The organism is Metabacillus mesotrionivorans, from assembly GCF_052171315.1.
GTDB lineage: Bacteria > Bacillota > Bacilli > Bacillales > Bacillaceae > Bacillus_P.
The window spans coordinates 183100-198173 of sequence record NZ_JBQMFF010000006.1; the positions used below are offsets into that span (position 1 = coordinate 183100).

Here is a 15074-nt window from a genome sequence, read left to right on the forward strand (position 1 = left end):
GAAAAGTCCGGGTTTGACTTTTTTGCCGGATTTGTTCTGACAGAGGATCTAGGCGCTGGAGCTAGACGAGGACAACCTTGTTATATTATCTACAGCCCTTTATTCCTTATAATTTCGTCGACAAGAATAAATGCCCCCCAAATCATGATTTGGGGGGTAACTTAAAATTAATATCAATCAAAAGAGGTGAACATCTTGATCATGGAATACCTGACTGATATGTCGTTTGTGCTGGCCCTTTTGATTGGCAGCATTGTTGCGCTCTTGTTTGTGTATGTTAAGAAAAGACGTGCTTAGTCGCTTTTGCTCCGATGTCCTTTCGGTAGAAGAGGGCATCTGACGCTACTTCCGCCACATATTCATACACTTGTGTCTGCGCTTCAAGCAGATCGCTTCCGTATGCGACAACTGCAAGGACTCTGCCGCCGTCTGTTACATATTGCTGGCCTTCTTTTTTTGTGCCCGCATGGAACAGGGCTCCCTGCTCAAAACCAGGCAGAAGCGAACCGATTGCTTCGCCCTTATTGTACGCATCCGGATAGCCTTTTGAAGCAAGAACGACTCCCATCACCGCTTCATCGCGCCACTTCAGTTCTGCTTTTTTTCCGTCTAGAATATCCAGCAGCACTTCTATCAAATCGGATTCAAGACGCGGAAGGACCACCTGTGTTTCCGGGTCGCCGAAGCGTGCGTTAAACTCAATCACTTTAGGACCTTCAGCCGTTAAAATCAAACCGGCATATAAAATCCCGGTAAATGGCGTGCCGTTCGCAATCATTCCGCGGGCAGCCGGCTTCAGCACGGTTTCAACAGCCTGCAAAACAGAAGCATCCGGTATTTGGGGAACGGGTGAATATGCCCCCATGCCGCCTGTGTTCGGACCTTCATCGTGGTCGTATGCCCGCTTGTGATCCTGGGCGATGACCATTGGATAAACGTCCTCACCGTTAACAAATGCCATTAGTGAAAACTCTTCCCCTTCAAGGAATTCCTCAATGACGACCGAGCTGCTCGCCTCTCCGAATTTAGCATCCTCAAGAAATTCCCGGAGACAATTGACCGCTTCCTCCACTGTCAGAGCAACGGTTACGCCTTTTCCTGCCGCGAGACCATCTGCTTTGATGACAATCGGAGCTCCTTTTTCAAGGACATACTGCTTTGCTGCCTCAAATGAGGTAAAAGACTGATACGCTGCTGTCGGAATGCTGTTTTTTTGCATGAGTTCTTTGGCGAATTTCTTGCTTCCTTCAATAAGCGCAGCCGCTTTGGTCGGGCCGAAAACCTTCAATCCCGCTTCCTGAAAAGCATCGACAACGCCATTTAAAAGCGGTACTTCCGGACCGACAATTGTAAGGCCCACTTGATTTTCAAGCGCAAAAGCAACGAGCTCCCGCGTATTTGTTTCCTCTATTGCAACAAGCTCGGCAACCGTGCTCATCCCGTCGTTTCCAGGTGCAGCGAACACTTTGTCTGCAAGCTTGCTTTGCGATGCCTTCCAGGCGATTGCATGTTCACGGCCTCCGCGGCCAATGATCAGAATGTTCATTGTTCCACCTCGCTAAAGTAAGCGTGCGGGCCATATGCCGCACGCCCAAAGATTAATGTTTAAAATGTCTTACACCTGTAAAGACCATGGCAATGCCGTATTCATCTGCTTTTTTGATTGAATCCTCATCTTTAATGGATCCGCCCGGCTGAATGATAGCCGTGACACCCGCTTTTGCTGCTGCTTCCACTGTGTCGCTCATAGGGAAGAACGCGTCAGAGCCCATCGCGCTGCCTTTTGCAAGTGCACCCGCCTGCTCAATCGCGATATTTGCTGCGCCGACACGGTTCATCTGACCTGCGCCAACACCAATTGTCATCTGATTTTTAGCAAGAACGATCGCGTTCGACTTCACATGCTTAACGACCTTCCAGGCAAGCTTGAGGTCTTCCCACTCCTGCTCAGACGGTTCGCGCTTTGTAGGTATGGTGATTTTAGCATCGTCAAATGACAGCGTGTCCTCATCCTGTACAAGAAGTCCGCCATGAATAGAGGTAACCTGCTGATCCTGCGCTTCTGCACCAAGTACATCCAAAGTCAGAAGGCGAAGGTTTTTCTTGGATGTTAATATCTTAAGAGCTTCCTCGCTGAAAGAAGGTGCAATGACGATTTCAAGGAAAATTTCATGAAGCTTGTGCGCCGTATCCACATCAACCTCATGATTCAGAGCAATGATGCCTCCGAAAATCGATGTCGGGTCTGCTTCATATGCGCGCGTGAACGCTTCAAGGATTGTTCCGCCGGTACCGACGCCGCAAGGGTTCATATGCTTAACAGCAACAGCTGCAGGCTGCGTGAATTCTCTTACGATTTGAAGAGCGGCATCCGCATCTTTAATGTTGTTGTAAGAAAGCTCCTTGCCGTGAAGCTGAACCGCTTCTGCAATCGAGACGGTGCCTGAGAGCGGCTTTTTATAGAACGTCGCCTTTTGATGCGGGTTTTCCCCGTATCGGAGCGACTGTTTTTTCTCATATGTGTAAGTGACCGTTTCAGGATTTTCTTCGCCTACTGCATTTGTTAAAAACTCAGCAATCAGCGCATCATAGGCTGCTGTGTGGCGGAAGACTTTCGCAGCAAGCTTTTGCTTCGATGCAAGAGAGACTTCCTTTTCCGCTTTGATTTGCTCAAGAACGTCTGCATAATCCGCAGGATCCACAACAACTGTTACGTCCTGGTGATTTTTCGCGGCAGAGCGCAGCATGGTCGGTCCGCCAATATCGATATTTTCAATCGCATCGTCGAACGTTACATCCTTTTTGGAGATCGTTTCTTTAAAAGGATAAAGGTTCACGACAACAAGATCGATTGGAAGAATGCTGTTTTCTTCAAGCTGCTTCATATGATCCGGATTGCTGCGGACGGCAAGCAAGCCGCCGTGAATGTTCGGATGAAGCGTTTTGACGCGGCCATCCATGATTTCAGGAAATCCTGTTACTTCGGAAATGCCCGTCACCTTCACGTTGTTCTCCTGAAGCAGTTTTTTCGTCCCGCCGGTTGAAATGACTTCAATGCCCTGCTCAACTAGTCCGGCAGCGAACGGAATAATGCCTTCTTTATCTGAAACACTGACAAGTGCCCGTTTGATTGTCATAGTTACACCTCTAGTTTTCGTTTTTGGAAAAGAGACTGCAGAACATGCGGAAAATAGGCATGTTCAAGCTGATGGATTTTTTCGGATAACGTTTCAATCGTATCTGCTTCTTCCACCTCAACGGCCTTCTGCGCAATAATCGGCCCTGTGTCCATGCCTGCATCTACAAAGTGAATGGTAATGCCGGTGATTTTTACGCCTGCGCGAAAAGCCTGGCCGATGGCGTCCTTGCCCGGAAAAGCAGGCAGAAGCGACGGATGCAGATTGATGATTCGGTCAGGGCAGGCAGAAAGAAGCGTCTCACCGATCAGTCTCATATAGCCTGCAAGTACCACATAGTTTACACCATACTGTTCAAGCTGGCGAAGAATCAGTGTCTCAAAGGCTGCTTTACTGCTGAATTCCTTCGGTGAAAACTCAAACACCGGAATGTTTTCCTTCAGCGCACGTTCAACAACCCTTGCACCCGGTCTGTCGCATACCAAAAGGACAACCTCCGCCTCAAGCTTTCCCCTCTTGATTTCATCCAGGATGGCCTGAAAATTAGAGCCGGATCCTGAAGCAAATACGGCGATTTTCATCATGAGAGCGCGCCTCCGCCGAACGTGACCCCGCGGCCTTCTTTTACACGGCCGATGATGAAGGCTTTCTCTCCGTTCTTCTCTAGCTCGCTTATGACTGCATGCATTTGGCTGTAATCCACTGCAAGCACAAAGCCGATGCCCATATTGAAGATATTGAACATTTCTTCCTGGCTGAGCGATCCTTTTTCCTGAAGAAGCTCAAACACAGCCGGGATCGGCCATGAGCCAAAGTCAATCTCAGCGCTGAGTCCCTCCGGAAGCATTCTTGGGATATTTTCAATAAAACCGCCGCCCGTAATGTGGGCCATGCCGTCCACTTTGTATTTTTTCAGCACGTTAAGGACCGGCTTTACATAGATTTTTGTTGGAGTGAGAAGCTCTTCGCCAAGCGTTTTCTCAAGCGGTTCAACGTTCTCATCCAGAGATAAACCGCCATCTTCAAGCAAAATCTTGCGCACAAGAGAAAAGCCGTTGCTGTGAAGGCCGCTTGAGGAAAGACCAATCAGCACATGGCCGGCACGGATATTCTCACCGGTTACAATGTCTTCCTTTTCCGCTGCGCCAACTGAAAAGCCCGCGATATCATACTCTTCACCGTCATATAGTCCCGGCATCTCAGCCGTTTCACCGCCGACAAGCGCGCAGCCTGCCTGCTCGCACCCGTCTGCAACGCCTTTGACGATCTGTTCAATCTTTGCAGGCTCCGCCTTTCCAAGAGCAAGATAGTCCAGGAAAAAAAGGGGCTCTGCGCCCTGTGCAAGAATATCGTTCACACACATGGCAACCGCATCCACCCCGATGGTATCATGCCGGTTCATCTGAAAAGCAAGCTTGAGCTTTGTTCCGACTCCGTCTGTTCCTGAAACAAGGACAGGCTGTTTAAGTTTCAGCTCAGAAAGGTCGAACATGCCGCCGAAGCCGCCGAGGCTTCCCATGACGCCTTTTCTCATTGTTTTTGCGACATGCTTTTTCATTCGCGAAACAGCTTCATACCCTGCTTCGATATCTACGCCTGCCTGCTTATATGCGTTTGACATCCTTTATTCCTCCCGCTCTTATTTCGTCAGCACTTCTTCCTTTTCATGAGGCAATTCTGTATCCGGATAAATCTCTGTCGGATATTTCCCTGTAAAACAAGCCAGACACTGCCCGCGGCGCTCGCCTTCATACTGACGTCCAATGCCTTCGAGCAGCCCTTCGACACTGAGGAATGTCAGGGTGTCCGCTCCGATGATTTCCCTGATTTCTTCCACTGAGTGCGTCGCTGCAATCAGCTCTTCTGTAGAGGATGTATCAATTCCGTAGAAGCACGGGTTGCTGATTGGCGGAGACGTAATGCAGACGTGCACTTCCGTTGCTCCCGCTTCTCTAAGCATGTTCACGATTCTTCGGCTCGTCGTTCCGCGGACGATGGAATCGTCAACCATGACAACGCGCTTTCCTTCAACAACTCCGCGGACAGCAGACAGCTTCATTTTCACGCCCTGCTCCCTTAGTGACTGGGACGGCTGAATGAACGTCCTGCCGACATAGCGGTTCTTAATCAAACCAAGCTCGTATGGTATACCAGAAGCCTCCGCATAGCCAATAGCTGCTGAAATACTTGAATCCGGAACGCCTGTTACAACGTCTGCTTCAAACGGCGCTTCAATGGCCATGCGCTTGCCCAGGTTTTTCCGGGCAGTGTGCACGTTGATGCCGTCGATGTTGCTGTCAGGTCTTGAAAAATAAATATATTCCATGCTGCAGATGGCGCGGTTGACGTTTACCGAAAAGCGTTCTGACTGAAGGCCGTCATCATTAATGATGAGCAGTTCCCCCGGCTGAACCTCGCGCAAATATTCAGCTCCTATAATATCAAAAGCACATGTTTCAGAGGCCACAACATAAGCGTCCCCGAGCATGCCGATCGAAAGCGGACGCAGTCCGTTCGGATCAAGGGCAACCATCATTTCTGTTTCTGTCATGATCAGGAACGCATAAGCTCCTTTTATCATGGTCAGGGCATTTTTAATTTTATCCTTCAGCGAGCTGTAGCCGCTTCGTTTGATGAGGTGGGCAAGCACTTCTGTATCGGAAGTGGACTGAAAAATACTGCCCTGATGCTCAAGCTGATGTTTAAGTCCGTTCGCATTTACAAGGTTTCCATTATGGGCAAGGGCAAGGCCTCCGCTTTCTGAACGGAACAAAAGGGGCTGAACATTTTCAAACCCTCCGCCGCCTGCCGTTGCATAGCGGACATGGCCGATTGCGCCTTTTCCCTTGATGTCATTCAGGCGCCCGCCGCTGAATACTTCCGTAATCAGGCCCTGGCCTTTGACGCATGTCAGCTTGCTGCCGTCTGTTGAAACAATTCCGGCACCCTCCTGGCCGCGGTGCTGAAGACTGTGCAAACCGTAATACGTAATTTGGGGAGCTTCGGAGTGTCCCCAAATACCAAACACTCCGCACTCTTCGTTTAGTCCTCTGATCTCAGCAAGCATGGAATCGCTCCTCTCCAGGCTGCTTCAAGCTCAGCTGCCTCAGCCTGAACAAGAAGATCGCCTGCTCCGTTTTTCACCGTGAAGATGCCATCTCCTGTGACACGTCCGATCAGTGCGGCACCTGTCAATTGTTCAAAAGCCGTCTTGTGCTCAGGTTTTACTGTCAGGATAAAACGGGATTGTGTTTCGCTGAACAGGGCAACTGCTGCTTCGCCATCAACGGTTAGATCTGCTCCAAGTCCGTTCGTGCCGAATGTGCTTTCGGCTGCTGCTACGGCCAAACCGCCTTCAGCGACATCGTGTGCAGATGCAACAAGTCCTGCTCGGATGGCTGCTGCTACTTTTGCCTGGCGGTCTGCTTCTACCGCAAGATCAAGCTCAGGAGCTTTGCCGAAGATTCTGCCGTATGTGAGCTTTTGAAGCTCGCTTCCTCCGAACTCATTCTTCGTCTCGCCAAGCACATAAATGAGGTCTCCCGCTTCTTTAAATGACTGAGTCGTGATGTACTTCGTATCTTCTATCAGTCCGACCATGCCGATGACCGGTGTCGGGTAAACAGCCGTGCCGTTCGTTTCATTGTACAGAGAAACATTTCCGCCGATAACCGGTGAATTCAGCACGCGGCACGCTTCACTCATGCCGTCAGCTGCTTTTTCGATTTGCCAGAAAATCTCCGGCTTTTCAGGATTGCCGAAGTTCAGGCAGTCTGTCACAGCAAGCGGTTTTCCTCCTGAGCAGACAATGTTGCGCGCTGCTTCTGCAACTGCAATCATGCCGCCTGTTTCAGGATCAAGGTAAAGATATCTTGAATTGCAGTCCGTCGTCATGGCAAGTGCCTTGTTCGTATCGCGGATGCGGAGAACAGCAGCATCTGATCCCGGTGCCACAACTGTGTTTGTGCGGACCATATAGTCGTATTGGTCGTATACCCATTCTTTGCTTGCAATCGTCGGCTGCTTTAAAAGGCTCATCAGCGTTTCTTTTAAATCGCCCGTTTCAGGTGCAGTTTGTTCCATAGCCTGAAATTCTTTATAGTAAGCAGGCTCAGCTGAAGGCTTGTGGTAGACCGGTGCTTCTTCCGCAAGCGCATCGACTGGAATTTCCGCCACAACTTCTCCTTTATGAAGAAGGCGGAGCATTTTATCGTCTGTTACGGTGCCAATTGCTTTTGCTTCAAGCTCATATTTGTCAAAAATGTCGGTGATCTCCTGCTCGCGTCCGCGTTCTACTACGAGAACCATCCGCTCCTGTGATTCGGAGAGCATCATTTCATAAGGTGTCATGCCCGCTTCGCGCTGAGGCACTAAATCTAAGTTGAGCTCAATGCCGGATCCCGCTTTACTCGCCATTTCAGCTGTCGAGCTCGTCAGTCCGGCTGCTCCCATATCCTGAATGCCGACAAGGGCATCACATTTAATAACCTCTAGACAAGCTTCAAGCAAAAGCTTTTCCATGAAAGGATCTCCGACTTGTACGGCCGGACGGTTTTCATCAGATGAATCCGTCAGTTCCTCTGAGGCAAAAGTAGCGCCGTGAATGCCGTCGCGCCCTGTTTTCGCTCCCACATACATAACGGTGTTGCCGATTCCTTTTGCCACGCCTTTTTTAATATCCTCGTGGTTGATTAGACCAACACACATGGCGTTTACAAGCGGATTGCCGTCATAGGAAGGATCGAACTGGATTTCGCCGCCTACTGTCGGGATGCCGATGCAGTTTCCGTAGCCTGCGATTCCTGCTACAACCTCTTCAAACAAGTAGCGAACACGCGGTGACGTCAATTCCCCAAAACGCAAAGAGTTTAATAGAGCAATAGGACGTGCTCCCATTGAAAATACGTCACGAATGATGCCGCCTACGCCTGTCGCCGCACCCTGATAGGGTTCAATCGCAGAAGGGTGATTGTGGCTCTCGATTTTAAACACAACAGCCTGACCGTCTCCGATATCAACAATTCCTGCGCCTTCTCCCGGACCCTGAAGAACATGCTCGCCTGAAGTCGGGAACTTCTTCAGCACCGGCTTTGAGTTTTTATAACTGCAGTGCTCTGACCACATAACAGAGAAAATGCCAAGCTCTGTATAGTTCGGCAAACGGCCCATGATGCCTTCAATCATGCTGAACTCATCATCACTGACGCCGAATTGGCGGTAGATTTTCTCTTCTTTGATCATTTGCTGAGTTGGTTCAAGCAGTAGTGACATGAGATTCCCTCCAGTTTTTCACGATCGATTTAAACAGCTTCAGTCCGTCTGCGCTGCCGAGCAGCTCATCAACTGCGCGCTCAGGATGCGGCATCATGCCAAGAACATTGCCCTTTTCATTCACAATCCCGGCGATATCTACTAAACTTCCATTCGGATTATTTTCATAGGTGAAAACGATCTGATTGTTTTCTTTTAATCTCGCTAATGTGAGTTCATCACAGTAGTAGTTTCCTTCCCCGTGTGCAATCGGCACTGAAATGACCTGTTCTTTTTCATAAGCAGAAGTAAACATTGTCTTGTCATTTTGAACGACAAGATTTGTCGGGCGGCAAACGAACTTCAGGTTCTCATTGCGTTTCATCGCACCCGGCAAAAGACCCGCTTCAAGCAGAATCTGAAAACCATTGCAGACACCCAGCACCGGCTTGCCGGCTTCGGCTGCTTTCACAACTTCCTTCATAACGTTTGCAAAACGGGCAATCGCACCGGAACGAAGGTAATCTCCATAAGAGAATCCTCCAGGAAGCAGAATGCCGTCAAAACGGCTTAAGTCGGTCTCATCATGCCATACGTATTCAGCTTCTTCCCCAAGCTCATCCTTGATGGCGTGGAACATATCGATGTCACAGTTTGACCCCGGAAAAACGATAACGGCGAATTTCACTGTGCCACAACCTCCTCCACCTCATAGCGGTAATCTTCAATCACCGTGTTGGCCAGAAGCTTTTCACACATTTCGCGGACCGTCGCGTCCAGATCGCGCTCCGTTTTTTCAATGGCAAGCTCCATGTACTTTCCGATCCGGACATCGCTGACCTCTTTGTAGTTCATGCTGTGCAATGCGTGCTGCACCGCGCTTCCCTGCGGATCTAAAACGCTCTCTCTGAGTGTAACGAATACCTTTACTTTGTACATGCTGCTTCTCCTCCTAAACGGTTTAAAATCACTGAATATGCATCTGTTAAACTGCCAATATCGCGGCGGAATACATCTTTATCAAACTTCTCATTCGTCTCTTCATCCCACAGGCGGCAAGTGTCCGGAGAGATTTCATCTGCAAGAAGAAGCTCCCCTTCTTTCGTTAAACCAAATTCAAGCTTGAAATCTACTAAGCGGATTCCGCACTGCTTAAAGTGGGAAATAAGGACATCATTTACTTTTAGCGCAGCGGTTTTAAGCTCCTGTACCTGCTCTTTTGTCGCCGCTTCAAGCACATCGATATGATCCTCTGTTATGAGGGGATCCCCAAGTGCATCATCTTTGTAATAAAATTCAACAATCGGCTTTTTAAGCGGTGTTCCTTCCTCAATCCCCAGCCGCTTAGAGAGGCTTCCTGCCATAATGTTGCGCACAACAACCTCAAGGGGAACAATGGTTACCTCTTTGACAAGCTGCTCTGTTTCTGAAAGCTTTTTAATAAAATGACTCTCAATCCCTTTCTCAGCAAGCTTCTCAAAGAGCAGCGATGAAATTTCATTGTTCAGGCGGCCTTTCCCTTCAATCTCTGCCTTCTTCCCGCCATTAAACGCGGTTGCGGAATTCTTATATGAAACAAGCAAAACGGATTCTTCATTCGTGCGGTAAATTCTCTTTGCCTTTCCTTCATAAAGCAGGTTCAATTTTTCGGTTGTCATGCCTTATCCTCCTTGGGTGGGTAGACTGAATATTGGGAACTTTCGAAGTGCGGAATCGCCCGGTATTTTTAAAAAAGAGGCAAATATCTCTATTTACCTCTTCCGTTAAAATGTAAGCTTACAGACCTAAGCGTTCAAAAATTGTATCGACACCTTTTAAGTGGTAGTTGTAGTCGAAGCAGTCAGCAATCACTTCAGCTGAAAGACGGTCTGTGATCGTCCCGTCTGCTTCTACAAGGCTTCGGAACGGCACTTGTCTTTCCCATGCTTCCATCGCTTTTGGCTGAACGATATCGTAAGCCTGCTCGCGAGTCATGCCGGAATCAATCAGGGCAAGAAGAACGCGCTGAGAGTAAATCAGCCCAAGTGTGCGGTCCATGTTACGCTTCATGTTTTCAGGGAACACCGTCAAGTTCTTCACAATATTGCCGAAACGGTTCAGCATGTAGTTAAGGGCAATCGTCGCATCAGGAAGAATAATGCGCTCTGCAGATGAATGTGAAATATCACGCTCGTGCCACAGCGGAACGTTCTCATAGGCTGTCAGCATATGTCCGCGAATGACTCTCGCAAGACCTGTCATGTTCTCAGATCCAATCGGGTTGCGTTTATGCGGCATAGCAGAAGAACCTTTTTGGCCTTTTGCAAAGAATTCCTCAACCTCGCGTGTTTCACTCTTTTGAAGACCGCGCACTTCCGTTGCAAATTTTTCAATGGATGTCGCGATCAGAGCCAGTGTGCTCATATAATCGGCATGGCGGTCACGCTGAAGAGTCTGAGTCGAGATTGGCGCAGCCTGTAGCCCTAATTTTTCACACACATATGCTTCAACAAAAGGGTCAATGTTTGCATATGTACCGACAGCACCTGACATTTTGCCGAACTCAATGCCTTCTGCTGCACGCTTGAAGCGCTCAAGGTTCCGTTTCATTTCCTCATACCATAAGCCAAGCTTCAGTCCGAAGGTAGTCGGCTCAGCGTGCACACCGTGTGTGCGTCCCATCATGACTGTATATTTGTGCTCAATCGCTTTGTTTTTCAAAATCTCAACAAAGTTTTCGATGTCTTTTAAGAGAATCGCATTTGCCTGTTTCAGAAGATAGGATAATGCAGTGTCAACTACGTCAGTAGACGTTAATCCGTAATGAACCCACTTGCGCTCCTCACCAAGCGTTTCAGAAACGGCTCTTGTGAAGGCAACAACGTCATGACGCGTCTCTTCTTCAATTTCCTTAATGCGGTTCATATCAAAAGATGCATTCTGGCGGAGCAGTTTTACGTCTTCCTTTGGAATATGTCCAAGCTCAGCCCATGCCTCGCAAGCAAGTATCTCTACTTCAAGCCATGCCTGGAAACGGTTTTCCTCCGTCCAGATCGCACCCATTTCAGGTCTTGTGTATCGTTCAATCATTGATAAATCCTCCGTTCTATTGTTGACCCCATAAGTTATTGATTTCTTTTTCTTTTTGGTCAATGCTCTCTGTTAAAAAAGTGACATGCCCCATCTTCCGTCTGTGCTTTGCCTCTTTTTTACCGTACAAGTATATCTTACCTTCACTGAATAACGAAAGATTATTTGAAATCAGAGGCATATGTTCGCCTAAAACGTTCACCATGATGCCTGGATGCAGCAAAACTGGCTTCCCGAGCGGCAGATTGCACACAGCACGGATATGCTGCTCAAACTGATCTGTTTCGCAGAGGTCGATGGTGTAATGACCTGAATTATGAGGTCTTGGCGCAAGCTCGTTAATTAAAATGCTTCCCTCTTCTGTGACAAACATTTCAACTGCAAGCGTGCCGACAAGGTTAAAAGCAGCAGCTAGCTGACCAGCCTGTTTCTCTGCTTCACGGGCTGTGCCTTCCCCAATTCTTGCAGGTACAATGCTCTGGTGAAGAATATTGTTGACATGAACGTTTTCCGCAATCGGGAAGGAATGGATTTCTCCATTTGAGTTTCTGGCGACAATAACCGAGATTTCTTTTAGAAACGGCACCCACTTTTCAAGGATGCATGTTCCGTTTTTCAGGAGCTCTGCTGCTGACTCTAGGTCGCCCTTCCGCCTGATGACAGCCTGCCCCTTACCATCGTAGCCGCCGCGGCATGTTTTCAATACACATGGAAGCTCAAGTTCCTCTGCAGCGGAGGCAAGCTCCGTTTCTGTTTCGACAATCCGGTAGTCTGCAACAGTGCATCCGGCATCAGTGATCGCTTTTTTCTCTGTGCCGCGATCCTGTGTCAATGACAGAAGTGCAGAACCCTGAGGCAAATAGGCATTCGCTTCAATCCACTTTAAAGCCTCGTAATCTATGTTTTCGAACTCATACGTAATCACATCGCTAAGTTCTGCAAGTTTCTTAATAGCTTCCAAATCGTTGTAGGAAGCCGTTATTTCATAGTCTGCGAGCTGACCGCAGGGTGAGTTCGGAGTAGGATCAAGGACTGCAACGTCATACCCCATGCTTTTTGCAGCCACTGTCATCATCCTGCCTAGCTGGCCGCCGCCGATAATTCCGATTGTTGAACCTGGCATAATCGTTTGCTTAGACAAGGTCATCACTGCTTTCCAGCACGGTGTTCCGTGTTTTTTCCCGCCTTGCGTCAAGTTTTCCGGCAAGTAAACTGTCTGAGATTGAGAGAATCTGGGCTGCAAGCAGACCTGCATTGACTGCACCTGCTTTGCCGATGGCAACAGTTGCTACCGGAACACCGCCAGGCATCTGCACGATAGACAGCAGCGAGTCCATGCCGTTCAGCGCTTTTGATTGAACAGGCACTCCAATCACAGGGAGTGTTGTTTTGGCTGCAACCATGCCAGGCAGATGAGCAGCTCCTCCTGCCCCGGCTACAATCACTTTCAACCCTCTATTTCTTGCATCTTCTGCATAAGCAAACATATAATCAGGAGTGCGATGAGCGGAAACCACTTTTTTCTCATAAGGCACCTGAAGCTCATCGAGAACTTCGCAGGCGTGCTTCATCGTCTCCCAATCTGACGTGCTGCCCATTATAATTCCAACCAATGGTTCCATCTATATCCCCCGCCTCTTATCCAGCTGTATTAGCGTCTTAAAGCAAGACACCCTGCATTATTTCTCCATGAAAAAAACCGGTCTGCAAACCTTCTCTACAAGAGAAAGCACTGCAAACCGGTCATAAGAACATTAATAAAAAAGCTGTTCCATGTCTGGTCAACGATCACTTTCCCTCATAGTCCAATAATTTACGGTTATCGGGTAGAAACTTTCGGGCCATATTCCCGACTTTATATGAGGTCATTCATTCGTTTGCATATCCAACATAATCATAACAGCCTGGTTCGGAAGTTGTCAACGAAAAATCGAACGATGTAATAACTTCCGTCTAAAACGTTCGTATTTAGATTAACTTTCCTTCAAAAACAATCTTTTTCCCACAAGGTACCACTTCAATTGAACCATTTATCTTTTCTTCTTTAAAAATCGGCTCTTCCATTCTTCTTACAGGCATATAGCCCTCTCTCTGCATGCGGGAAAGGCAGCTGTCGATGCTTTCGCCTTCTCCAACCTCAAACTTTCGCTTTTTCGGCTTGTCCGTCATACCTCAATCTTACCCCTTCTTACCGCCTTCACCCAGAAGCCGCCGTGGATTGTCTTCGGCTCAAACGCAATAATAAACGCCTTAGGATCCAGCTCTTTTATTGCTGCATATAAATTCAGTTCATATTTTCTCGGAGTGAGGATCTGCATCGCCAGCCGGTCACCCTCACGGCCATTTGCCATCCAGTCCGTTACCCCATACCCTTTGTCTCTCAGAGTACCGGGCAAGTCCTTCTCGCTTTCAGTCGAAATCACGTTAACTGTAATATACCCGAGAGCAAGCTTTTCCTCAATCTTCATCCCTACAATAACGCCAATTCCGTATCCGACCGCATACGCAATCAAATTCTGAATCTCATTCAAATTATCAAGCACAAGACCAAGGCCGATGACATAAATCACAACTTCTATCGTACTGATAAAAGCCGCAAGATACCTCTGGCCCTTAAGCGTCAAAATCATCCTTATCGTAAAAAAGGATACATAAACAATATTAATTACCAAGATGATTAAAATCATCATCAAACTATTGGACAGCAATGAATTTTCCTCCTAACATGATAACCCTCATTCTGCGAGCTGCAAACTGCTCATATTAAAGGTAACAGGTCATATGTTACTAAAGATTTGGGAAAGACACAATGGAAGAGGAGCGGATAGCGGGTGTTTTGTTTTGCTACTATGATGGTGGCGAGAAAGCTGTCGGACGATTCAGCAAAGAAGAACAAAAGTGAGAGGGCTTTGATCAAAACCGGCGGGCAGATTAAAGTGTTTTAGCTGTTTGGTTACCCTCTGATATCGATTTACGGTTTGGTAGGGTGCGATTCAAGCGGTTGCTTACCCTCCGATATCGTTTCTCGGTTTACGAGGGTACGATTCGGGCGGTTGCTTACCCTATGATATCGATTTACGGTTTTGGAGGGTACGATTCAGGCGTTTGCTTACCCTCCGATATCGTTTTACAGTTTCCGAGGGTACGATTCGGACATTTACTTACCCTGCCAAATCGAATGACAGTTTTACAGGGTACGATTGAGCCATTTGTCTGCACTATGTACCCCGCCGATTTCTTGCTTAACAACAAAAAAGACAGCATCTCTGCTGTCCTCTTTTCTGCGTGCCTGGCAACGTCCTACTCTCACAGGGGGAAACCCCCAACTACCATCGGCGCTGAGAGCTTAACTTCCGTGCTTCGGCATCCGGCCTGCGATGAGCTTCGCATCTCTTCGTCAGCTTCACTCGTTCAGATCCTCACGTACATTCGTACGCTCCGGTCTTCTCTCCCTCACTTCCTCGACCTGCTCGCTCCTCCCAACCCTCCGGATGGAAGTCGAACAGCATTCCTGGTCACCCTTCCCAAACCCTCCCGGGTTTAAGGGTTCTCTTTTTATGAAAACGAAAAAAAGAACAGCATCTCTGCTGTCCTTTTTTTCTGCGTGCCTGGCAACGT

The 15074-nt window shown here is 48.2% G+C and carries 17 protein-coding genes and 1 riboswitch; of the genes, 1 reads left to right on the top strand and 16 read right to left on the bottom strand.

Features of this window, described 5'->3' with window-relative positions:
* Positions 1-219: 219 nt before the first annotated feature.
* Complete coding sequence (locus ACTSEZ_RS16530) at positions 220-297, top strand: EYxxD motif small membrane protein (protein ID WP_369735388.1); 78 nt, start codon at positions 220-222, stop codon at positions 295-297.
* Here ACTSEZ_RS16530 and purD read toward each other — a convergent pair.
* The 16 genes from purD to ACTSEZ_RS16610 form a co-directional block, all read right to left on the bottom strand.
* The gene (gene purD / locus ACTSEZ_RS16535; RefSeq protein WP_369735349.1) at positions 278-1546 is read right to left on the bottom strand and encodes a phosphoribosylamine--glycine ligase; all 1269 of its coding nucleotides are present in this window, start codon (positions 1544-1546) and stop codon (positions 278-280) included. The two genes, ACTSEZ_RS16530 and purD, sit on opposite strands and share 20 nt — an antisense overlap.
* 52 nt (positions 1547-1598) lie before the next feature.
* Positions 1599-3137 (bottom strand): bifunctional phosphoribosylaminoimidazolecarboxamide formyltransferase/IMP cyclohydrolase, encoded by a 1539-nt coding sequence (gene purH, locus ACTSEZ_RS16540; RefSeq protein WP_369735351.1) that lies wholly within the window; start codon positions 3135-3137, stop codon positions 1599-1601.
* 2 nt (positions 3138-3139) lie between these two features.
* The gene (purN, locus tag ACTSEZ_RS16545) at positions 3140-3721 is read right to left on the bottom strand and encodes a phosphoribosylglycinamide formyltransferase (RefSeq protein WP_369735353.1); all 582 of its coding nucleotides are present in this window, start codon (positions 3719-3721) and stop codon (positions 3140-3142) included.
* Positions 3718-4758, bottom strand: coding sequence for a phosphoribosylformylglycinamidine cyclo-ligase (gene purM / locus ACTSEZ_RS16550; RefSeq protein WP_369735355.1), 1041 nt, complete (start codon positions 4756-4758; stop codon positions 3718-3720). The genes purN and purM overlap by 4 nt, the downstream gene beginning before the upstream one ends.
* An 18-nt stretch (positions 4759-4776) precedes the next feature.
* Positions 4777-6204, bottom strand: a complete 1428-nt coding sequence (purF, locus tag ACTSEZ_RS16555; RefSeq protein ID WP_342825776.1) for an amidophosphoribosyltransferase — start codon at positions 6202-6204, stop codon at positions 4777-4779.
* Entirely contained in the window at positions 6180-8408 is a 2229-nt protein-coding gene (purL, locus tag ACTSEZ_RS16560) for a phosphoribosylformylglycinamidine synthase subunit PurL (RefSeq protein ID WP_369735356.1), read from the bottom strand. Before purL ends, purF begins: the two co-directional genes overlap by 25 nt.
* The gene (gene purQ / locus ACTSEZ_RS16565; RefSeq protein ID WP_369735358.1) at positions 8392-9075 is read right to left on the bottom strand and encodes a phosphoribosylformylglycinamidine synthase subunit PurQ; all 684 of its coding nucleotides are present in this window, start codon (positions 9073-9075) and stop codon (positions 8392-8394) included. The genes purL and purQ overlap by 17 nt, the downstream gene beginning before the upstream one ends.
* On the bottom strand, positions 9072-9326 hold the full coding sequence (gene purS, locus ACTSEZ_RS16570) for a phosphoribosylformylglycinamidine synthase subunit PurS (protein ID WP_029285470.1): 255 nt from the start codon (positions 9324-9326) through the stop codon (positions 9072-9074). The genes purQ and purS overlap by 4 nt, the downstream gene beginning before the upstream one ends.
* On the bottom strand, positions 9314-10045 hold the full coding sequence (purC, locus tag ACTSEZ_RS16575; protein WP_369735360.1) for a phosphoribosylaminoimidazolesuccinocarboxamide synthase: 732 nt from the start codon (positions 10043-10045) through the stop codon (positions 9314-9316). Before purC ends, purS begins: the two co-directional genes overlap by 13 nt.
* A 118-nt stretch (positions 10046-10163) precedes the next feature.
* Positions 10164-11456, bottom strand: coding sequence for an adenylosuccinate lyase (gene purB / locus ACTSEZ_RS16580; RefSeq protein ID WP_369735362.1), 1293 nt, complete (start codon positions 11454-11456; stop codon positions 10164-10166).
* A 16-nt stretch (positions 11457-11472) separates the two neighbouring features.
* Complete coding sequence (gene purK / locus ACTSEZ_RS16585) at positions 11473-12597, bottom strand: 5-(carboxyamino)imidazole ribonucleotide synthase (RefSeq protein ID WP_369735363.1); 1125 nt, start codon at positions 12595-12597, stop codon at positions 11473-11475.
* A complete protein-coding gene (gene purE, locus ACTSEZ_RS16590; RefSeq protein WP_369735364.1) occupies positions 12590-13078 on the bottom strand; it encodes a 5-(carboxyamino)imidazole ribonucleotide mutase in 489 nt (162 codons plus the stop codon). The genes purK and purE overlap by 8 nt, the downstream gene beginning before the upstream one ends.
* Positions 13079-13237: 159 nt before the next feature.
* Positions 13238-13339: riboswitch (purine riboswitch) on the bottom strand.
* Between the two features lie 85 nt (positions 13340-13424).
* On the bottom strand, positions 13425-13625 hold the full coding sequence (locus tag ACTSEZ_RS16595; protein ID WP_369735366.1) for an NETI motif-containing protein: 201 nt from the start codon (positions 13623-13625) through the stop codon (positions 13425-13427).
* Positions 13622-14164 (bottom strand): DUF2179 domain-containing protein, encoded by a 543-nt coding sequence (locus tag ACTSEZ_RS16600; protein ID WP_369735367.1) that lies wholly within the window; start codon positions 14162-14164, stop codon positions 13622-13624. Before ACTSEZ_RS16600 ends, ACTSEZ_RS16595 begins: the two co-directional genes overlap by 4 nt.
* A gap of 479 nt (positions 14165-14643) precedes the next feature.
* Positions 14644-14766 carry a hypothetical protein gene (locus tag ACTSEZ_RS16605; protein WP_369735368.1) on the bottom strand — a complete coding sequence of 41 codons (123 nt, stop codon included), beginning with the start codon at positions 14764-14766 and terminating at the stop codon, positions 14644-14646.
* A 93-nt stretch (positions 14767-14859) separates the two neighbouring features.
* Positions 14860-15074 (bottom strand): hypothetical protein (locus ACTSEZ_RS16610; protein WP_369735369.1); only part of this gene is annotated, 215 nt, incomplete at its 5' end.